Origin of the sequence: Meiothermus sp. (assembly GCF_026004115.1) — a bacterium.
GTDB lineage: Bacteria > Deinococcota > Deinococci > Deinococcales > Thermaceae > Meiothermus.
On record NZ_BPIM01000001.1, the window covers coordinates 1,236,671 to 1,256,749 of the forward strand.

The following is a 20,079-nucleotide window of genomic DNA, read 5'->3' on the forward strand; positions in this document are numbered from 1 at the left end:
GCTTATGCACCCTCGCTTCTCCCAGACGCTCTTTTTTTCCCCTTACCTGTTGGTGCTGGCGCTGGCCTTCATCTCCCCCGCCGGGGCGCAGGCCTGGAAGAGCGCACAGGCCCCGGGTTTTGTGGTGCGGTGGGCCCAAAACGCCGACACCCAGCACCTGAGCGAGGTCTTCCGGGTTTTGCAAAAGGCCCACCGGGATTTACAGACTGCCGGTTATTCCTTGCCGCCGCAGGTTCGGGTGGTCATCCACCCCAGCCTGGCGTCCTACACCGCCTCGACACGGCTGCCGTGGTTTGTGCTGGCCGCCGCCAATCGCAGTACGCACCAGATTGACACCCAGCGCCTGCGGATTCTTTTGGAGCGGGGAACCCTGGAAGGCACCCTGCGCCACGAGCTCTTTCACCTGGCCCAGCCCGCGGGCTGGCCGCGCTGGAAAGCCGAGGGAATGGCCTTGCGTTTTGCCGGAGAAGAGCCTACCGCCAGACCGCTCGAGCCCATTACCGAGGCCGAGCTCGAGCGCCTCCTGGCAGCCCCACCCGACCGGGAAACCCTTCGCCGGGCGATGGCCACCGCCTACCGCTGGACCAGCCGACTCCAGCGGTAAAGGCCCTTCAATACCCCATCGGCTTCGGTCAAATAGCCGGCCATCGGCTATGGGCTTTCAGCCCACCACCTCGAGCATCTTCTCCACACTGGTCACCTTGACCCGTGGCCGGCCCTGGGTCTGTCCCAGCGCGGTTTCGTGGGCGTCCAGGCGCAGCCAGTGCTCGAGGGTTACGTAGTGCACCCCCCGCTCCCTGAGGAGCCGTGGGATGGCCTCGGGGTCGGGGTCAGGGGCCAGCGACAGGTGGGGGGCATCCTCCAGCAACAGTTTTACCGTCTCGGTAGCGCAGGCTTTGTTGGTACCAATCACCCCACTGGGGCCACGCTTGATCCAGCCCGCCGTGTATTCCCCTGGCGCCACCTGGCCCTCGCGCAGCACCCGCCCGGCCTGGTTGGGGATAACCCCTTTGCGGCTGTCGAAGGGCACCTCGGGCAGGGGCACACCCTTGTAGCCCACCGAGCGCAGCACCATCCCCACCTCGAGCTCCTCGAACACCCCCGTACCCACCGCGTTCAGGTTTTCGTCCAGACGGTTTTTCTCCAGGCGAATCTTCTGCACCCGGCCCTCGCCCAGAATCGCCACCGGCGAGACCAAAAAGCGGATGTGCACCCGGCGGGGCTTGCCCGTAAGCGGCCTGGCCGCAAACTCTCGCAGAATTTCCAGGTTCTTCTGAAGGGCAGGTTCGCCCGCAATGGAGGCGGCACTTTTTTCGTCGAGCTCGAGTTCCTCCGGCCTGACCACAATATCGGCGTTGTGCAACTCGCCCAGTTCGCGTAGCTCCTTGGTGGTGAACTTGGCCTGGGCCGGGCCCCGGCGGCCCAGCATGTAGATGTCGGTGACCTGGCTCTGGGCCAGCACCGGCAGGGCGTGATCGGCGATGTCGGTTGTGCGCAATTCATCTGCCGACTTGGCCAGGATGCGGGTCACATCCACCGCCACGTTGCCCATCCCCACCACCGCTACCCCGCGCATGTTGAGGCGGAGGGGCAGGTTCTGGTAGTCGGGGTGGCCGTTGTACCAGGCCACAAACTCGGTGGCCGAGAGGCTCCCCGGCAGGTCTTCACCAGGGACGCCCAGATGACGGTCGCTCGAGGCCCCCACCGTATACACCACCGCATCGTAATGCCGACGCAGGTCACCCAGGGTCAGGTCGCGACCAAACTCGACATTGCCCCAAAAGCGCACCCGGGGGTCTTGCAACACCTTCTGCATCACCTTGGTGACCGACTTGATGGTCTGGTGGTCGGGGGCCACCCCATAGCGCACCAGCCCATAGGGGGTGGGCAGTCGGTCAAACACATCTACCGAGACAGGGGTTTCGCTCTGCTTGATCAGGGCTTCGGCAGCATAAATGCCCGAAGGCCCCGAACCGATGACCGCGACCCGCAGGGGTCGGTTTGCGTCGAACTGGTTTGCCATTCCTAACATCCTCCGGCCTGCTTGTAGAATACGGTGGCGGGTCGGCCCCGCACAGACAGCGCAAATCATATCCCATGAGCGGCATGACCGGAGGGATGGGTGTACCTGAACAAAAACCCCCGTACTACCCGCCATCCCCCTCCCGCTTCTTCAGGCCCGTTCACCCAAGGTTACCTCCAGGTCATGCAGTTGACCATTCCGCCAAACTTTGAGGCTCACGCGGGCTCCGGCCCCCAGTTCCCCCGGGGCCGCCAGCAAATCTTCACATGTGGTACAGGGTCTTGCCGTGAATGGCGAGCAGGCTATCCCCCCGCATCAAACCACCCTGGGCAGCAGGGGCTATCGGGCTGTAGCAAGACTGCCATTTACCCCACCTTTTGTTCAGCCCCGGCTGGGCGCCCAGGCCTAGATGGCCACGCAGGACACTTCTACGTTCCATGGGTTTGCAGGTGTTCTACCACCCGCCGCAGGGTGGGTAGTGGGGGCGTGAACGCCCTCACCTCAAAGACAGCGCCAACCCCTTTGACCTACAGTAAGCTTGTTATCCCGGCTTTTCTTCAAACCGTTCCCAGCTTGGCCTCGTCGGCCAGATTGAGTTCGTCTTCTTCTTCCATCTTTTGCGCTTTCTTACCCTTGCCGGGCTTACGGTCCAGCTTGCGCACTTCCTCGATAAAGTTTTCCAGGCTATCAAACTCGCGGTAGACCGAGGCGAAGCGTATGTAGGCCACCGGGTCTAACTCTTTCAAAAAAGCCAGGGAGCGCAGCCCGATTTCCTCGGAGGTAATCTCCATTTCCTTGACCGTGTCCTCGAAGCCAAAGGCAAACTCCTGCAAGACCTCGGGGTCAATGGGGCGCTTCTGGGCGGCCAGGCTCAGCCCCCGCAGCAGTTTATTGGGATCGAAGGTCTCCTTGCGTCCCGAGCGCTTAATAACCAGCAAAGGCTCCACCTGGGCCCGCTCGTAGGTGGTAAAGCGGCGTTTGCAGGCGGGGCACTCCCGGCGGCGGCGAATGACCGAACCCTCGTCGGAAGGACGGGAATCCAGCACGCGGCTATCGGGGTTTCCACAAAATGGGCAGTTCATAAAACGGTCAAGAGTCTAAGGACGAAGGTCGAAAGCCAAATAATTATCACCTGCCAGACCTTTGAAATTCCTTTCACGGTAGTTCCCTCAGCAGGTCATAGATTTCCGGCTGGTGCGGCGGTTCGGGGAGCAAAACCTCCAAAAGCTGCCCCCTTACCCCCTCCGAGACCATCGAGCCCAGGGCCACCGCCACCCGCACCAGGGATCGGTCGTGCTCCTCGCCTACAGGATCGCGGCTGGGGATGACGCCATTGACCCGCACGTTGGTGGGGAAAATGCGGGTGGCCCCTTCAATCAAACCGGCCACCGCCCCGCGAATCGCTGCCACATGGGGCTGCTCCCGTTGCAAGGGGGGCAGTACCAGGGTTACGAAGCCCCCGCCGCTCAGGTAGCGAAGGCCCTGCTGCAATACGTACAGGCTGGATTTCACGTCGGCGTTGAGCAGATCGTACCACTCCCCCTCCAGGAGCTCCACAAACGGGGTTTTGCTCTCGGCGCTGGTGACGTGCACAATCCCGTCGAGCATCCCAAACAGCTCTTCGATTTTCTCGAAGGTGTTCATCACATCGAGCACCAGCGACATATCCCCCCGGATGGGAATGGCCGTAGCCCCCAACTGCTCGACCTCGGAGGCAATCGCGGTGGCCATTTCCACATCGGGGTCTACGGTGATGACCGTGGCCCCATTGCGGGCATAGGAGCGGGCCACCGAACGCCCAAACCCCCGCCCGGCCCCCGTCACCATTACGATGCGCTGCTCCAGACCCAACAAATCTCGTGAAAATTCGACCATTGAACTCCATCATAGCGCAAAAAGCCGTGTGGAGCGTAATGTTGATAACGCTGGGGCTTTCCCCTGGGCAACCCACCCCCATCAGTCGGCAGCCTGGGAGACCCGCATGGCGTCTTCCAACCCCTGGATTTTGAGGAAAACTTCCACCAGATGGCGATCCAGATGGCCGTGGTGGACGCTGCGCCATAGCTCCTGGGCCGCCATTTCGGGCGGCATGGCGGCTTTGTAAGGCCGCTCGGAGCAAAGCGCATCGAACACATCGCAGATGGCAAAAATGCGGGCCGATAGCGGAATGTGTTCGGCGGCCAGACCATCCGGGTAGCCGCGCCCATCCCAGCGCTCGTGGTGGTGGCGTACCACCTGACGGGCTGCCAGGGGCACAAAAGGTAGGTTGCGTACCAGGTCGTCACCTAAAGGGGCATGGGTTTTCATGGTACTGAACTCTTCCGGGGTGAGCTTGCCTGGTTTGAGCAGGATGGCATCGGGGATGGTGAGCTTGCCCACATCGTGCAGATAGGCCCCCCAGCGCAAATCGCGCAACTCGGTCTCGCTCATACCTAAGGCACGGCCCAACTGCTCGGCCATGGCCGCCACCCGGTCGGTGTGGCCGGCGGTTTCGCGGTCGCGGGCCTCCAAGGCCAGACCGATGGCCCGCAAGGCCCCGTCGTAGGCGGCCTCGAGCTGCCGGGTGCGCTCCAGACGCAAGAGCAAAGCCCCAAGAATCTGAGCGGCTCCCTTGAGCAAGCGATTTTCCGAGGTATTCCAGCCCTGGCTGGGCTCGAGGCGAAAAATAGCCAGCCCGGCCTGGAGCTCTGGATCGCGCACCACCTCAATCAGGTAAAGGCCCCTTATGCCCACCTTGGCATAGACCTTCAGCAACGGGTGGCTGAGCGTATCGCCGACCTGAAACACCTCCTGTTGCTGCACCAGGCGTGCTAAGTGCTCACGCGGAATGGGATTCTGCAGAAGATGCATCGCTTCCGACCGAAGGTGCCCGGCCACCGAGCGAACGTGAAAGGCATCTCCCTCCAGGATGCCCAGGGCTACGGCATCGGCCTGGGCCATGCTGCGAATTTTGTCCAACGCCAGCGGCAGGAGTGAGGCGTCGTTGCCGCCCAGCATCTGCGATAGCTCCAGCAGGGCTGTTTTTTCAGCAATCTCGGCCTCGAGGCTCTCGTTGGCCCGTACCCGCTCCAAGGTGTTGGCGGCGATGTTGGCAATAACCTGCATCAAGCGCATATCCCGATCCAGGTAGGCGTATGCACCGTTGCGAGCGGAAATCAGCACCCCCAGGGGATGTCCTTTGGAGCTGAACAATGGCATCACGATTTCCGAGTAGGGCGGACGGGGTGTTTTGAATGGACCAAAGGCCCGCTTGTCGAGATGGGCTTGCTGGCTCCAGACAGGCGCTCGGCTTTCCACCGCAGCCCAGCTAAGACCCTGGCCCTGGGGCACCAGCACGTCTTTGATCTCCAGGAAAAAGCCCGCCGCCGCATAGCACCGCAGGTGTTTGCCGTCCGGCTCAATTAGGAGCAACGCCGCGTGTTCTGAGTTCATCAGGCGGATGGTCTCGCGTACCAGCCGCTTGGTTATCTCGCCGGTACCCTTCAGGCCCCGCAAGGCTGCGCTGAGGGCCTCGATCACTTCGAACTCGTGGATGCGGGCCTCGAGCTCGGCCTGCTGGCGGTGGGCCGCCAGCAACACCGTGACCTGCAAAGCGTACTGGCGGGCCACCTCCACCGATTGCTCGCTAAAAGCCCGATCGCGGAAGGCGTCCAGATTGATCTCGGCCACCACCTCGCCTCCTAGCAAGATGGGCATACAAAGGGTGGAGCGAATGCGGGCCACCAGATCCTGACTGGCCTGGTTGAGCTGGCTGGCCAGCCGCTCGTTCTCCTGGTGAACTGCATAAATGCGCTGAATGTCGGCGTGGTTGGCAATGCGGGGTTGGCCCTGCCGCCAGGCTGCCGGGTTGCCGTGCCAGGTTATGACCTCTAGCTCGCTACTATGCACCCCCAGGATGCCCTCGCCAAAGCCTTTCTGAGCCACAAAGACAAAATCTGAACCCTGGCGCAGACGAATGCTGCCGGCCTGGGCTCCCGGCACCACCCGCACCGCCGATTCCAGCAGGCGGGGCCAGAGTTCCTCTTTAGAACCCCTGGCCAAAGCTTCCACGGTACTCAGGAGGGCTGTGTAGGCCGTTTCGATGGGTCTGGTGTGCATCTGGCGGCGAGACCCCTCCAGATAAAGCCCCAGCAAAGGCCCGGTCAACACCGCCTGCAACAAAAAGCCGGCCACCAGTTCTCCCAGCCCCTCACGGGCCAACAGGAACAAGAGCCCGATATTGAGCAGGCTTAAGACCCCCAGCGCTACCACCAGGGCCTGTATCCGGTTCCGCACTACCAGCCTGGGGTAAAGCCACCAGACCACCAGCCCCCCCAGCAGCAGGGCTAACCCCTGCACCCCCATGCGGAGGTTGACGGAGCTTGTGGTCTGCGCCACCTGGACAACCGGTATGTCCAGCAAACGCAACAAAGTGTGCAGACCCAGGGCTAGCACGTTGATCAGCAACAGGCCCACCAGGGTGCTCCGCCAGCGTTTTTCGTCATCCAGGGCAGCGAGCAGCAAAAGCCCTACTTGCAATGCGAACAACAAGCTAGAGTAAAGCCCCAGCACATCCATAAAAAAAGCGCTCGAGAACGCTATAAGACCCATGGTCGAGGCCAGCATGGTGAATGGTGTCATGCCCCAACGCTCCCGACCACCGTGCGCTGCTATCAGCAAGGTTGTACAAATGATGGAGATGAGCACCCCTGCAAGTTCCACAACACCTAGAGGTTAACTTGGAAACACATAAAACAGCGGATATTTGCACCAATTTTGCCAGGAAAGCGTTACGGAGCTTTGGTCGAGCCAAGCAACCATCGAAGATTGAATGAAGACGGCATCAAGCACCCAGAACCCGGTCCCCCTATGTCCTGCGCCCTTCCTTGTGGGAGAACAAAAACCAAACCCGTCTTGCGGGGCTAGTGTGCCATGTGCTACACTCCCGGGAGTAGAACAAATACCGCAAAGGAGGTGAAACCCTGATGATGATCTTCTACTTTCTGCCTGCCCTTGGAGTCGCATCCGCGGTTTGCGGCCGAGCGGTTACGTTAATGCCATAAGTGCCAACGTATACCCAAGCTGGGGGCAAACCTAAAGCCCCCAGCTTTCTTGTGGTTTTACGAAAGGATTGTGCGATGACAATGATTCAAAACCCAACCCGTTCTCTATCCCACCCCAAGCCCCCGTTGATTGGTATTGCTGAGGTTCTAATGTCTGTCAACAACCCCAACCGGCCCCCGGCCACCTCCTGGCTCGAGGAAGAACTGGAAGCCCCCGGTTCCGACCGGCTTTCCGACGAAGCCAGTAGCCAGGAATATTTCGCCGACCGCGCCCACCGCAAGGCCCGCAAGCCCCCCCGCCGCCAGACCGTCAAGAAGCTGCTCGAGTCCGGCCAGGCACAGGGCCGCACTTTTGGGCACCTGGGCTTGCATCCCCAGGGCTCTGAGGTGTTGCGCAGGGTCAGGCAGATTGCCCGTGAGAATGCTACGCCGTTCACCCCTGTGGAGGAGAGCTTGCTATGAATATCCGCCCCTTCGACTTTTCCGAAGCCGACTACCAGGCTTTTGCCGCCGTGCGCGAGGCCGCCCACCCCGAGGCGCCGCTGGACATTGCCGGATTGCAGCACCTGGATCGCACCCGGGCCCAAAACGACGTAATGGAACGCTTTTTGCTCGAGCAAGCCGGACAAATCGTAGGGATACTGGAGTACGCCACCCCCTACTACGACCCCAAACCGGGGGCCCTCGAGATACGCTACCACCTGCACCCCGACGCCCAGGCCCTCGAAGCGCCGCTTTGGGAATTTTTACTGGCCCAACTGGCCCCCCACCAGCCTCGGGAGCTCCAGGCCCAGGTGCGGGAAAACTGGCCGGAGTACCGCTTCTTGCTGACCCAGGGCTTTGCCGAAGTGGAGCGGCGCTGGGAGTCGGTGCTGGATTTACAAAGCTTCGACCCCACCCCTTTTGTCCGCCCCTTACCTCCGGGTATCGCCCTACGGCCTCTGAGCGAGTTGCCCTGGCAGGAAGAGGCCTTCCTGCAAGCTTTATACGAACTGGAGATTGAATTGCTCGGGGATGTGCCCAGCCGCGAGCCCATCACCCCCTGGCCCTTCGAAGTCTGGCAGGCGCGCACCCTGGGCGACCCCAACCTGCTGCCCGAGGGGTATTTCCTGGCGCTGGAAGGCCCAAAGATGGTGGGGGTTACCACGCTGTTCAGATCCCACCGCCCCCAAACCCTGCGCACGGGGCTTACCGGGGTACGGGCCAGCCACCGCCGCCAGGGCCTTGCGCTGGCCCTCAAGCTGCGGGCCATCGAGTTTGCCCGAACCTACGGGGTGCGCTACATCCGCACCTCCAACCACCAGATCAACCGCCCCATGCTGGCCATCAACGAGGCCCTGGGGTTTGTGAAGGAGCCGGCAGCGGTGTTCTTGCGCCTCAGTCCCGTACCCCAAAGGCCCGGCTAATGGTGTAATCGATGATCAGAAATAGCACAATCAGCATGAGCAGGGCCCCCCACCAGGGGGTGTTGACCCAGATTAGTACGAAAGTGCGCTCGAGCAGTTTCCACAGGATAAAACCAAATACCACCGTGGTCACGATGGCAGCCAACTTCTGGCGAATCTTTTGGCTCACAGGCTTAGCTTAGCATCAGGAGCAGCGTATGGTACCGAACCTGAACATTCGACCTTTTGAGGAGCGCGACTACCCCGCCATTGCCGCGGTGCTGATGGCCGCCTGGCCCGACGAAGTGCACACCGAAGCCGGGCTGCGCGAACACGATAAGCACGCCCCTGAGATCCGGTGGGGTCGCTTTGTGGCCGAGGTTGAGCACCAGATGGTGGGGGTGGGCGAGTACAGCCAGTTCGAGGGCATGTACCACCCACAAAAGTTCGCGGCCTGGGTCACGGTAAAGCCAGCTTTCCGCAGCCAGGGCATCGGCAAAGCGCTGTACCGGCGGGTTCTGGGAGCGATTGAACCCCACAACCCCATCTCGATCCTGAGCAGCACCCGCGAAGACCAGCCCCACGCCCTGGCCTGGCTCAAAAAACTGGGCTTTGCCGAGAAGATGCGCTACTGGGAGTCGCGGCTGGACGTAAAGCGCTTCGACTTTGGCCCCTGGGCCGGCAAGATTGAAGCTGTGGAAGCTGCGGGTTTCGAGCTTCGGAGCATGAAGGAGCTCGAGAGCGACCCAGCCTACAAGCAAAAGCTCTACGACCTCTGGCTCGAGGCCCGCCTGGACGTGCCACGCCCGGAGGAAATAAGCGAGGTGAGCTTCGAGGACTACTGCAAATGGGTGTTCGATAGCCGCTACTACCTGCCGGAAGGGCATTTTGTGGCCGTAGACCAGCACACCGGCCAGTACGTAGCCCTCTCCACCCTCTGGAAAACCGACAGCGACTACCTGCACACCGGCCTCACCGGCACCCGCCGGGCCTACCGGCGCAAAGGGCTGGCCCTGGCCCTCAAGCTGAAGGGCATCCGCTTTGCCCAGGCCTACGGAGCCAGGGAGATTCGCACCGGCAACGAGTCGAACAACCGCGCCATGCTCTCCATCAACGAAGCGCTGGGTTTTGTGAAGCAGCCCGCCTGGATCGACCTGGTCAAGGTTTTGAAGGAGGGTTAGAGCGGTCCCCACGAATACTCGGTACTGCGTGGGTTGCTGTGCCAAGTACATGTGGGAAACACAATAAGGCCCACCGAACCCCACCAACCCCAAACCAGGCCGCGCCGCGCTTCGCTTTGGAAGCTGCCAAGAAAAGCAAGGCTGCCGAGGCCGCTTGTAGCAAGCTCTCGAGCGAAAACATCGCACCAGCAGCGCTCAAAAGGCAACAAAGGCGAACAGTCTGGGATGTGCGCGGGTGATTTGTGTTGTTAGACGCCCCATTTATGCGGCCGCCCATTCCGCAGACAGGAGCGCGGCCTGTTCCAGCACCGTCTGCGTCGCCTTCTCCTGCTTGTCGGGCGGGTAACCGTACTTGCGCAGGATGCGCTTGACGAGCACGCGAAGCTGAGCCCGCACGTTCTCGCGAAGGTTCCAGTCGATCGTCACATTGTTGCGGACCGTCTCTACCAGCTCCCGTGCGATCGTGCGCAGCGTCTCGTCGCCCAGCACCTTCACGGCGCTGTCGTTGGTCTCGAGCGCGTCGTAGAACGCCAACTCCTCCTCGCTCAGGTTCAGCTTCTCGCCGCGGGCGTTGGCCTCACGCATCTCGCGAGCCAGGGCGATGAGTTCCTCGATCACCTGCGCCGCCTCGATCGCTCGATTCTGATAGCGGCGGATCGTCTGCTCCAGCATCTCGGCGAACGAGCGGGCCTGGACGAGGTTCTTGCGCCGCCAGGTGGCGAGCTCGCCCTTCAGCAGCTTCTGCAGCAGCTCCACCGCGAGGTTGCGCTGGGGCATCCCGCGCACCTCGGCCAGGAACTCATCCGAGAGAATCGAGATGTCCGGCTTCGCCAGGCCGGCCGCCGCGAAGATGTCGACGACACCCTCGGGCGCCACGGCGCGGGAGATGATTCTCCGCACCGCGTCGTCGATCTCTTCTTCCGGCCGCGCCTCGCCGGGCGCGCGCTTGGCGAGCACCGCGGCCACGGCCTGGAAGAAGGCCACGTCGTAGCGAATGCGGAGCGCCTCGTCGTGCGGCACGGCTAGCGCGAACGCCTGCGACAGCTCGCGCACGGCGCGTACGCACCGGTCCTTGCCGTTCTCCTGGCAAAGGATGTGCTCCTGCGCGGCGGGGAGGAGCGTCAGCCGCTCCTGGGGCGTGCCGCTCACCCACTTTCCCCGGTCGAATCCGTGGAAGAGGCCGCAGCAGACCTCATACTTCTCGAGCATCACTGCCACGGCCTCGTCCTGGTCGAGCGCGGTGCGCCCGGTGCCGCCGCTCTCGGTGTAGGTGGCGAGCGCCGCCTTCAGCTCGTGCGCGAGCCCCAGATAGTCGACCACCAGCCCGCCGGGCTTGTCCTTGAACACGCGGTTGACCCGCGCAATCGCCTGCATCAGGCCGTGGCCGCGCATGGGCTTGTCGACGTACATGGTATGCAGCGACGGTGCGTCGAAGCCGGTGAGCCACATGTCGCGCACGATGACGAGCCTGAAGGCGTCGTTGGGGTCGCGGAAGCGGTTGGCCAGCGCCTCGCGGCGGGGCTTGTTGCGGATGTGCGGCTGCCAGTCCGCCGGGTCCGAGGCCGAGCCGGTCATGACGACCTTGACGCTCCCGCGCCCGTCGTCGTCATCGTGCCAGCCGGGCCTGAGCTTCACGATCTCGCGATAGAGTTCCACGCAGATACGCCGGCTCATGCAGACGACCATCGCCTTGCCATCCATCGCCTCGAGCCGCCGCTCGAAGTGCTCGAGGATGTCCCGGGCCACGAGCTCGAGGCGCTTCTCGGCGCCGACCACCGCTTCGAGCTGCGCCCACTTGGTCTTGAGCTTTTCCTTGCGTTCGACCTCCTCGCCTTCGGTGGCCTCCTCGAACTCCGGGTCGATCCGGGGTCGCTCGGATTCGTCAAGCGCGAGCTTGGCCAAGCGGCTCTCGTAGTAGATTGGCACTGTGGCGCCGTCCAGCACGGCGCGCTGGATGTCGTAAACACTGATGTAATCGCCGAACACGGCGCGGGTGTTCGCGTCCGCCAGTTCGATCGGCGTGCCCGTGAAGCCGATGAACGAGGCGTGCGGCAGCGCGTCGCGCATATGGCGCGCGAAGCCATCAATAAAGTCGTACTGGCTGCGGTGCGCCTCGTCGGCAATCACCACGATGTTGCGCCGTTCGGAGAGAGTCGGGTGTCGGTCGCCCTTTTCTTCCGGAAAGAACTTGTGGATGGTCGTGAACACCACGCCGCCCGCGGCCACCAACAGCAGCTCGCGCAAGTGCGCGCGGCTCTCGGCCTGCACCGGCGGCTGGCGCAGTAGATCCTTGCAGCGCGAGAAGGTGCCGAAGAGCTGATTGTCGAGATCGTTTCGGTCCGTCAGCACCACGACCGTCGGGTTCTCCATCGCCGGCTCGCGGACGATCCGGCCGGCGTAGAAGGCCATCGTCAGGCTCTTGCCCGAGCCCTGCGTGTGCCAGACCACGCCGATGCGCCGGTCTCCGGGCATGCCTCCAGGCTTGCGGCCCGCCTCGTAGCGGCCGCCGGCCTCCGCCACGCGGTCGCCCCGCGCCAGCTCCGCCGCGCGCAGCGTCTCCGCCACGGCCACCTGGACGGCGTGGAACTGGTGGTAGCCGGCCATCTTCTTGGCGATGCGCCCGCTGCCGTCGTCCTCGAAGACGATGAAGTCGCGTACCAGATCGAGGAAGCGCCGCGGCGCGAGCAGTCCCTCCGTAACCACCTGCAACTCCGGGACGTGGGCGTCGGCCAGCGTCTCGCCGGAAATCGTGCGCCAGGGCTTGAACCACTCCCGCCCCGCCGTGAGCGTCCCGGCGCGCGCCTGCACGCCGTCGGAGATCACCAGCACCGCGTTGGTGGCAAAGAGAGAAGCAATCTCGGCCTGGTAGGTTCGGAGTTGCTGCCACGCGGTCCAGATCGTCGCGTCTTCGTCGGCCGCGTTCTTCAGCTCCAGCACCGCGAGCGGCAGGCCGTTGACGAACAACACCACGTCGGGCCGGCGGGTGTGCTTGTTCTCCACGACCGTGAACTGGTTCACCGCCAGCCAGTCGTTGCGTTCGGGGTCGTCGAAAGCGATCACCCTGGCCTGCGCACCGCGGACGTGTCCATCGGCGCCGCGGTACTCCACCGTCACGCCGTCCACTATCAGCCGGTGCAGGTTGCGGTTGCGCTGGATCAGGTCGGCGCCCTCGGGCCGCGTCAGTTTGCGGAAGGCGTCCTCCAGCGCCTCCGCTGGAAGGTCGGGATTCAGCCGCACCAGGGCATCGCGCAGGCGTTGCTCGAGAACCACCTGGCCGTAATCGGTGCGCTCGGGCGCGGGACCATCCGGCGCGAGGTCGGGGCCGTGGGCGATTCGCCAGCCGATGGCCTCCAACCAAGCGAGGGCGGCTTCTTCGACGGTGGATTCGGTGAAGGGATTCATACTCATTCCTTCCTCTTTTGCGGCGCCTTGTCTTCTGGATGCTGAGCCTCATAGATCCAGAAGTTGATCGGCCTCTGCGGGTCGGGCGTCCACAGCCCCTGTTTTCTCTTTAGGCTCACCCCAAGTTTGTGCTTCTTGCACCTCGCGTCGAGATGTTGCAACACAGAAAATCGCTCACTTGAACTACGCGACGCGTCCGGTGCCTCGTTCTGATCGTCGAAAAGCCCAGATTGCGGCGACTTCGCCGTCAGCCACGCTTGATAAGCATCGAACTGGGTTCTGGAGAAGACTGCCATCCCGGCGAAAAGGTCGGCTAACTGAAGCAGTGGTTGTTCATGAGACAAGGCCGACCGTATCTCTTCCAAGCCGAAATCGCGGCGGAGTCTGACACGAAACTGACCCTCGTTGAAAAGCGAGCGTTCGATTTCCAGGCGATCAGCAACATTTTCAAGGCAGTCCTGAACAGTGCTCCAGTCCATCGCCGTGTGCTCGTCAGGATGAAGCCGCCACACTGCACCGTGTGGCCACCGGCTCCGCAGCACGTTGCGAAAGAGGTGGTAGTACATCCGTTGAAGGTTGGCGATATCGTCCCGGCCGGGTATATCGTGCCGGCTATCTTGGATATCCCATATCAGGATATCTACCCGGAGTCTTCGATCAAGCGCATGTTTTATCGTGAACTCACACATCTTTTGGGCGCCGATCCGCTCTCTCGCCTGGCGTAGCTTCTCCCATTTGAACTCGCTAATACCTGATTCTGTGAGAAGACCCTTTAACTCGTTGTTAAGATCTTCTAAGGCATCAACCAGCACCGTTACCAATCCCAGGCTTCTAAAGCGCCCCGTGTTCCAGTTGGACTCGTCGCTGAAACCAACATGCGTAATGCTTTGGCTATTCACAACCCTCTTTCCTCCAAAAACCGTTCCGCATCCTTAACCCGCACCTCGCCGGAGATGAGCTTGGGCAGCAGGGTGTCGCGCAGGGTGGCAAGGGTGCGGGATTGCTCAACATTCGCCAAAATAGCTTCAAACCATGCTGCAACCAGTCCTTCAAACGCGGTAAGGACAGCAGGCTGAGGCACTGGGCGCTGGATTGCCTCGAATGTCTGGCGCGTGATTGTCGAAAATACCGAACCATGCGCCATCGACTTGAGTTGATCGATCATCCGTTGCGCAGTCAGGTATACGAAATAATCACCTGCATAGCCGGTCCCGCGCAGGCCATAGCAAGACTGGTTAAACGTCATTTCTCGGCCTGCGATGGCAAGATTGCCGACGGTACCACGTGCAGAAATGATCGTTGTGCCCTTCGGGATCAATCGCGCAGAACTTCCAGCCAAGCCTTGGCTTGTGATCGTTTTCTCTGTGGATACGACGAATACGTCGCTCGCAGCGGGTGTATCGACTACCGAGAACCAAGGGATGTCCCCGTCCCAATACTCCTTAACAGATGTCTTCGGCGTTCCTCCGCCAATGATCGTTAGAACCTCACTGAGCGGCTGCATTTCCCACCCCTCCGGAATCTCGCCCAGTTCCGATTCGACGAGGCGGTCGGGGAAGAGGTCGTAGAGGTGGGCGGGCAGGCCCGGCAGGGACTGGCCGCGCTGCCAGCGGCCTTCCAGCTTGGCGCGCACGGGCTCGAAGTCCACGAACCACGCGCGGAACAAGGCGCGGGCCATCGCCTCCAGCGTTTCGTTTTGCTTGCGGTTGAGTTCGATCTTGTCGTCCAGCGTGCCAAGGATGTGGGCGATGGCGCGTTGTTCGTCCGGCGGCGGAAGTCGGACAGTCATTTGCCGAAGATGCGTCGGCCCGAAATGCCTGATCACACTGCCAGCGCCAACTACCTCAGCCTGCTGCTGAAAGTCGGGACCTTCGAGTAAGTACCGAATGAACGGCGCGACGATGCTGGCATCGCGCGGACGCATCCGGATGATCCCTGTATACGGGATGGCGCCCACGCCATCGTCGCCAACGACCGCAATTCGCCCCAGTGAAGCCGATGTGCTGAGCAGGATGTCGCCCTTCGCCAGTGCAAAATGTGACCATTTCCTCGCCACCATCTCGGGATCGAGATAATTGCACCCAGCCAGGACAGAACTGCCGCGATCAAGACCTGATAGTCTTACAAGCGGGACGCCCTCGTCACGGAAGTCTTTCGCAAGAATCCCGGGGCCCTCCTGGAAGTCGATTACGTTTGAAAACGGTACTTCCCGCCACTCACCCCCCATCCCCAACCTCCTTCAAATCAGCCTCCATCGCCCCATCCCTCCACGCGCCCCCACCCTGCCGTCTCGCCAGCGCCGAGTTTTTCATTCCGCCGCCTCCTCGAACAGCCGCAGGTAGGGGTCGAAGCGAAAGCGCCGGTTGCGGGCGTAGCCGGTGATCTCGCGCAACAAGCCGATGCCTTCGAGGCGCGCGACGATCTGGTTGGCCCCGGCCGGGGTGATGCCGAGCCACTCGCGCACGGTGGCGACACTGACGATGGGATGCTCGAACAGGCGGTCCATCACGCGCTGGCCGTTGGCGGCGGCGCGGCCCAGGTGCTCGGTGATCTTCGCGCGGTAGTCCTCGCGCATGCGCAGGATGGCCGCGGCGGTGGCCGTCGCCTCACGGCTGACGACCTCGACCCCCTTGAGAAAAAAGCCGAGCCACCCCTCCCAGTCGCCCGCGTCGCGCACGGCTTGCAGGCGTTCGTAGTATTCGGCGCGATGTTGCTTGAAGTAGTGCGACAGATACAGCACGGGCTTGGCCAGCAGCCGCTTTTCGACGAGCAGGAAGGCGATGAGCAGTCGGCCAATCCTTCCGTTGCCATCCAGAAACGGGTGGATGGTCTCGAACTGGGCGTGGGCGAGCCCCACTTGCACCAGCGGCGGCAGGCCGGCGCCGTCGTGGAGGAACTTTTCCAGATCGGCGAGGGCTGGCGGCACTTCGTGCGGCGGCGGGGGTAAGAAGCGGGCGGTGTTCAGGGTGCAGCCCGCGGGGCCGATCCAGTTTTGGCTTGTGCGCAGCTCGCCGGGCGCAAGTCTTCCGCCGCGCACGCCGCGCATCAGTTCGGCGTGGATTTCGCGGATCAGCCGCACCGAGACAGGCAGCTCGGCCAGCCGCGCCAGCCCCAGGTTCATTGCCCGCACGTAGTTGGCGACCTCGTTCACGTCCTTGGGGGTGTCGGGGTCGAAGAGCTGCGCCTCGGCGGCCAGCAGGTTTTGCAGCGAGGACTGGGTACCCTCGATCTGGCTGGAGAGCACCGCCTCCTTGCGCACATACATGAAGACGAACAGATCGGGGTTGGGCAGCGTGAGCACCGCACCATCGAGACGGCCGAGGGCATGGTCGGCGGCCGAGAGCGCCTCGCGCAAGGCCCCACCGAAATCGAGCGGCGGGTTAGGCGGCAGCGGTGCCGGGATGAAGGCCCGATAGCCCGTCGGCTGGCGGAGGTAGCGCCCGGCACGGTCTGGCTTATTTTCACTTGCGTTGCTCATGGCCCGAAGTTGACTGCTTGGTAAACGTTACGTTTATTTTGCTGACTTACTCCGGGCATAGTCAACGTTCCGTTGAGAACCCCAGCGCCTCCAGGTTGGCCTCGATCGCCCTCCCATGCGGCGCCCGAACCACGGGCTCCAAAGCGCTCGCCAGACGAAATGCACGCGCCGCGCAAATAAATGCACGCGTGCATTTCCCGTGCATTGCCGTGCATTTAGTGTTCGTTACTGGGGTTTCCGATAGGCAACGCTGCGTCCCCGCTCGCCTTCACGCTCGATCACTCCTCGTTCTGCGAGCCGGTCTAGCAATCGGTAGGCTTGCGGGCCGGTGATCCGGCACAGCTCCGCCGCCTCGCGCCGAGTGATGCGCCCGTGCTTGTCCACGTATTGCAGCACCATCTGCTCCTGTTGCAGGGGTTCAAAGCCGCGGCTGCGCACATAGCCCGCCTTGTCGCCAAGCAGCCGGTAGGTCGCGGCGGAGAGGTGCCAGGTGCGGCCTTTTTTCTGCCCGCGCTCTTCGACGAGCCCGGCTTCGACCAGGCGGTGCAGCGCGGCGCGCGTGTCGGTCTCCGGCTTTTGCACGAGGTGGGCCGCTTCGTCCGTGGTGAGGCTGCGTGTCTGCCACAGGCTGTTGAGGATGAGCAGCTCGTCGAGCGCGAGGTCGCGCCCCTGTTGCGCTTCGGTCACCAGCAGGCGCACGAAGTCGAGGTTGGCCGCGCCGCCGGGGATGACGACGCTGACCGTGGCGTCGTTGCTGTGCGCATAGGAGGGGGCCGGACGGCCGTTGCGCAGTTGCTCAAAGAAGATGGTGTCGATGCCACGCGCGGTGCGCTCGACGATGCCGGCGCGCTTGAAGGCATCGGCCAGCAGAGGGTTCCTGGGGCGCGGCGCGGTGACGAGCAGGTTGTCGAGCCGCACGCCCTCGGGAAAGCCGCCGGGGCTGGTAATCTCGATCTGGTCGGTCTGCCACTGGAAGTGCACGGCGCCGAGGCGTTGGTAGTCGCGGTGGATCAGCGCGTTGGCCAGCGCCTCGCGCAACGCGCGTTCCGGGTAGTCGGGCACGCCCACGCGCAGCAGCCCCACCATCAATTCCTGTTCGCGGTTGCGGGCGCGGATGCGTGCCTCGATTTCTTCCATCACCCGCAAGAGCGGCCAGCGGAAGAAGTCGTTGACTTCGACCTCCAGCCTGCGCAGCACCTGGAAAGCGACTTCGTGACTGGGAACGAAACGGCGCAGGGCATCCTCCTTGCCGAAGAGCAGCAGCGCCGCCAGCCGAACCCCGCGCACGACGCCGTTGGCCTCCACCACGCCGAGCGCCTTGGCCAGTTCCAGATCGGGCAGATCGAGGAGGGATTCGTCGCTGCGCCCGCGCCGCTCGCGCACGCTGCGGCGAAAGCGCTCGAACTCGAGCGGGTCGAGATGTTCCCAGCGCGCCTCGGTGACGATCTGCGCGGATGGGTCGAGCAACCCGCGGTCGGCCTGCAACGACTGCACGGCGTAACCGTCCATCGGCACGCAGGCAGGTTTGCCGTCGCCACCCAGCACGCGCCGCAGAAAGACGCCTTCGCTGGTCGCCACGGGTTGCGGCTCGGGTGGAATTTCGATGGCGAGCACGGTCAGGCCATCGAGCTGCACGCTTTCGATCCGCACGGACAGCGATGGCCGAGTGCGGTTGGCGATCAGCGCGGCGATGCGGGCCAAGTCGGTTGCCGCGCCATGCCGGGGCCGCGCGCCGGTGATGCGGCCATCGTCTTCCACGCCGACGAGCAGATAGGCGGCTTCGCGGCCGACGCGATTGGCCAGGCAGGCGACGGCTTCGATGAGCGGGCGGTCGGCCAGCGGCGCGCGTTCCTCGCCCTTGAATTCGACCGCGAGGGTCTCTCCGCCTGCGATGAGGGCGCGCAGCGTCTCCGGGCTCATGACGATTCGCTCCCAAACCCCAGCGCCTCCAGGTTGGCCTCGATCGCGGTATCGAGCCTGGCGGCCTCCGCCTGCTGTTCCCGCAGTTGCGCGACGAGGCGCTTCATCTTTTCCTCGAACGGCTCGCCGTCGTCTTCCTGCTCTGCCGCGCCGACGTAGCGCCCGGGTGTGAGCACGTAGCTATGTTTGCGGATGTCGTCCAGCGTGGCGGATTTGCAGAATCCGGGGATGTCACAATATGTAACGGTTGCCCCATGATGGGCAGGCACAAGGCCTGCCCCTACGGTGCCGCGCCAGGCGTGGTAGGTATCGGCGATCTTCTTGATGTCCTCGTCGGTCAGCTCGCGGTGGGTGCGGTCCACCATGCGGCCCATCTTGCGGGCATCGATGAAGAGCACCTGGCCGCGGCGGTCGCGGAAGCGTCCGTTCTTCTTGTCGCGCGCGAGGAACCAGAGGCACGCCGGAATCTGCGTCGAGTAGAAGAGCTGGCCCGGCAGCGCGACCATGCAGTCCACCAGGTCGGCCTCGATCAGGTTCTTGCGGATCTCGCCCTCGCCGGACTGCTGAGAGGACATGGAGCCATTGGCCAGCACGAAGCCCGCCACGCCCAAGGGTGCCAGGTGGTGCACGATGTGCTGCACCCAGGCGAAGTTGGCGTTGCCCACCGGTGGCACGCCGTACTTCCAGCGCTTGTCGTCGCGCAGGCGTTCGCCGCCCCAGTCTGAGACGTTGAAGGGGGGATTGGCCAGGATGAAGTCGGCCTTGAGGTCGGGGAAGCGGTCGTTGTGGAAGGTGTCGCCGTGGGCGATCTGGCCCTCAATGCCGCGGATGGCCAGGTTCATCTTGGCGAGGCGCCAGGTGGTGTAGTTCGACTCCTGCCCGTAGATCGAGATGTCGGCTTTGGCTTTGCCGCCGTTGCCATTGCCATTGGCATGAGCGCGGATGAACTCCATCGACTGCACGAACATCCCCGAGGAGCCGCAGCAGGGGTCGTAGACGCGGCCGCGGTAGGGCTCGAGCATCTCCACCAGCAGCTTTACCACGCAACGCGGGGTGTAGAACTCGCCGCCCTTCTTGCCCTCGGCGCTGGCAAACTGCGACAGGAAATACTCGTAGACACGCCCCAGCACATCCTTGGCGCGGGCTTCGGCATCGCCCACCTTGATGTTGCTGATCAGGTCAATGAGCTGGCCCAACCGCGTTTTGTCCAGCGCGGGGCGGGCGTAGTCCTTGGGTAGCACCCCCTTCAAGGCCGGATTATCGCGCTCGATGCCGGCCATGGCATCGTCCACCAATTGGCCGATGGTGGGTTGCTTGGCCTGGGCTTTGAGGTGTGCCCAGCGCGCCTCGGGGGGCACCCAGAAGATGTTCTCGGCGCGGTACTCGTCCGGGTCTTCGGGATCCGCGCCCTGGGCACGTTCGGCCTCGAGCTTCGCGTGCTGCTCCTCGAAGGCATCCGAAATGTACTTGAGGAAGATGAGGCCGAGCACGACGTGCTTGTACTCGGCGGCATCCATCGAGCCGCGCAGGGCATCGGCCATCTTCCAGAGCTCGGCCTCGTAACCGAGGGCGGCGCCGGTAGCGTTCGAGCTGCTCGTGTTGTTCTTTCGCTTTGCCAATGGCTACCTCATTCGATCGTTGCACTGCG

General features: G+C 63.1%; 15 protein-coding genes. 4 read left to right on the top strand and 11 right to left on the bottom strand.

Translation table 11 applies throughout. The annotated features are described in order from the left end of the window. The first annotated feature begins 4 nt into the window (after nt 1-4). Nucleotides 5-604: a hypothetical protein gene (locus Q0X23_RS05875; protein WP_297859437.1), complete on the top strand. Its 600-nt coding sequence runs from the start codon at nt 5-7 to the stop codon at nt 602-604. Nucleotides 605-661: 57 nt separating this feature from the next. On the opposite strand, the gene Q0X23_RS05880 is transcribed toward Q0X23_RS05875, so the two are convergent. The 4 genes from Q0X23_RS05880 to Q0X23_RS05895 form a co-directional block, all read right to left on the bottom strand. After that, nucleotides 662-2,023 (bottom strand): FAD-dependent oxidoreductase, encoded by a 1,362-nt coding sequence (locus Q0X23_RS05880; RefSeq protein WP_297859438.1) that lies wholly within the window; start codon nt 2,021-2,023, stop codon nt 662-664. A 557-nt stretch (nt 2,024-2,580) separates the two neighbouring features. Continuing rightward, a complete protein-coding gene (gene nrdR, locus Q0X23_RS05885) occupies nt 2,581-3,105 on the bottom strand; it encodes a transcriptional regulator NrdR (protein WP_297859439.1) in 525 nt (174 codons plus the stop codon). 73 nt (nt 3,106-3,178) lie between these two features. Then, complete coding sequence (locus Q0X23_RS05890; RefSeq protein ID WP_297859440.1) at nt 3,179-3,898, bottom strand: SDR family NAD(P)-dependent oxidoreductase; 720 nt, start codon at nt 3,896-3,898, stop codon at nt 3,179-3,181. Between the two features lie 81 nt (nt 3,899-3,979). Continuing rightward, entirely contained in the window at nt 3,980-6,643 is a 2,664-nt protein-coding gene (locus tag Q0X23_RS05895) for an HD domain-containing phosphohydrolase (protein ID WP_297859441.1), read from the bottom strand. A gap of 572 nt (nt 6,644-7,215) precedes the next feature. Between Q0X23_RS05895 and Q0X23_RS05900 the strand changes: the two genes are divergently transcribed. Further along, complete coding sequence (locus Q0X23_RS05900) at nt 7,216-7,527, top strand: hypothetical protein (protein WP_297859442.1); 312 nt, start codon at nt 7,216-7,218, stop codon at nt 7,525-7,527. After that, nucleotides 7,524-8,471 (top strand): GNAT family N-acetyltransferase, encoded by a 948-nt coding sequence (locus Q0X23_RS05905; protein WP_297859443.1) that lies wholly within the window; start codon nt 7,524-7,526, stop codon nt 8,469-8,471. Before Q0X23_RS05900 ends, Q0X23_RS05905 begins: the two co-directional genes overlap by 4 nt. Here Q0X23_RS05905 and Q0X23_RS05910 read toward each other — a convergent pair. After that, the gene (locus Q0X23_RS05910) at nt 8,443-8,640 is read right to left on the bottom strand and encodes a hypothetical protein (RefSeq protein ID WP_297859444.1); all 198 of its coding nucleotides are present in this window, start codon (nt 8,638-8,640) and stop codon (nt 8,443-8,445) included. The genes Q0X23_RS05905 and Q0X23_RS05910 overlap by 29 nt on opposite strands. Before the next feature lie 28 nt (nt 8,641-8,668). On the opposite strand from Q0X23_RS05910, the gene Q0X23_RS05915 reads away from it, so the two are divergent. Then, complete coding sequence (locus tag Q0X23_RS05915; RefSeq protein ID WP_297859445.1) at nt 8,669-9,631, top strand: GNAT family N-acetyltransferase; 963 nt, start codon at nt 8,669-8,671, stop codon at nt 9,629-9,631. A gap of 261 nt (nt 9,632-9,892) precedes the next feature. Here Q0X23_RS05915 and Q0X23_RS05920 read toward each other — a convergent pair whose 3' ends face one another. From Q0X23_RS05920 to Q0X23_RS05945, 6 genes are all read right to left on the bottom strand, one after another. After that, nucleotides 9,893-13,033: a type I restriction endonuclease subunit R gene (locus Q0X23_RS05920; protein WP_297859446.1), complete on the bottom strand. Its 3,141-nt coding sequence runs from the start codon at nt 13,031-13,033 to the stop codon at nt 9,893-9,895. A gap of 2 nt (nt 13,034-13,035) precedes the next feature. After that, nucleotides 13,036-13,932 (bottom strand): DUF3800 domain-containing protein, encoded by an 897-nt coding sequence (locus Q0X23_RS05925; RefSeq protein ID WP_297859447.1) that lies wholly within the window; start codon nt 13,930-13,932, stop codon nt 13,036-13,038. Continuing rightward, complete coding sequence (locus Q0X23_RS05930; RefSeq protein ID WP_297859448.1) at nt 13,929-15,260, bottom strand: restriction endonuclease subunit S; 1,332 nt, start codon at nt 15,258-15,260, stop codon at nt 13,929-13,931. Before Q0X23_RS05930 ends, Q0X23_RS05925 begins: the two co-directional genes overlap by 4 nt. Before the next feature lie 81 nt (nt 15,261-15,341). After that, nucleotides 15,342-16,511, bottom strand: coding sequence for a Fic family protein (locus Q0X23_RS05935; protein WP_297859449.1), 1,170 nt, complete (start codon nt 16,509-16,511; stop codon nt 15,342-15,344). A 225-nt stretch (nt 16,512-16,736) separates the two neighbouring features. After that, a complete protein-coding gene (locus Q0X23_RS05940; protein ID WP_297859450.1) occupies nt 16,737-18,431 on the bottom strand; it encodes an ATP-binding protein in 1,695 nt (564 codons plus the stop codon). Then, a complete protein-coding gene (locus tag Q0X23_RS05945) occupies nt 18,428-20,050 on the bottom strand; it encodes a class I SAM-dependent DNA methyltransferase (protein ID WP_297859451.1) in 1,623 nt (540 codons plus the stop codon). Before Q0X23_RS05945 ends, Q0X23_RS05940 begins: the two co-directional genes overlap by 4 nt. Between the last annotated feature and the right edge of the window lie 29 nt (nt 20,051-20,079).

Coding starts and splice junctions, on each gene's coding strand:
- Q0X23_RS05875 (WP_297859437.1), top strand. CDS start 5: ATGCACCCTCGCTTCTCCCAGACGCTCTTTTTTTCCCCTTACCTGTTG.
- Q0X23_RS05880 (WP_297859438.1), bottom strand. CDS start 2,023: ATGGCAAACCAGTTCGACGCAAACCGACCCCTGCGGGTCGCGGTCATC.
- nrdR (WP_297859439.1), bottom strand. CDS start 3,105: ATGAACTGCCCATTTTGTGGAAACCCCGATAGCCGCGTGCTGGATTCC.
- Q0X23_RS05890 (WP_297859440.1), bottom strand. CDS start 3,898: ATGGTCGAATTTTCACGAGATTTGTTGGGTCTGGAGCAGCGCATCGTA.
- Q0X23_RS05895 (WP_297859441.1), bottom strand. CDS start 6,643: ATGACACCATTCACCATGCTGGCCTCGACCATGGGTCTTATAGCGTTC.
- Q0X23_RS05900 (WP_297859442.1), top strand. CDS start 7,216: ATGTCTGTCAACAACCCCAACCGGCCCCCGGCCACCTCCTGGCTCGAG.
- Q0X23_RS05905 (WP_297859443.1), top strand. CDS start 7,524: ATGAATATCCGCCCCTTCGACTTTTCCGAAGCCGACTACCAGGCTTTT.
- Q0X23_RS05915 (WP_297859445.1), top strand. CDS start 8,669: ATGGTACCGAACCTGAACATTCGACCTTTTGAGGAGCGCGACTACCCC.
- Q0X23_RS05920 (WP_297859446.1), bottom strand. CDS start 13,033: ATGAATCCCTTCACCGAATCCACCGTCGAAGAAGCCGCCCTCGCTTGG.
- Q0X23_RS05930 (WP_297859448.1), bottom strand. CDS start 15,260: ATGGGGGGTGAGTGGCGGGAAGTACCGTTTTCAAACGTAATCGACTTC.
- Q0X23_RS05935 (WP_297859449.1), bottom strand. CDS start 16,511: ATGAGCAACGCAAGTGAAAATAAGCCAGACCGTGCCGGGCGCTACCTC.
- Q0X23_RS05940 (WP_297859450.1), bottom strand. CDS start 18,431: ATGAGCCCGGAGACGCTGCGCGCCCTCATCGCAGGCGGAGAGACCCTC.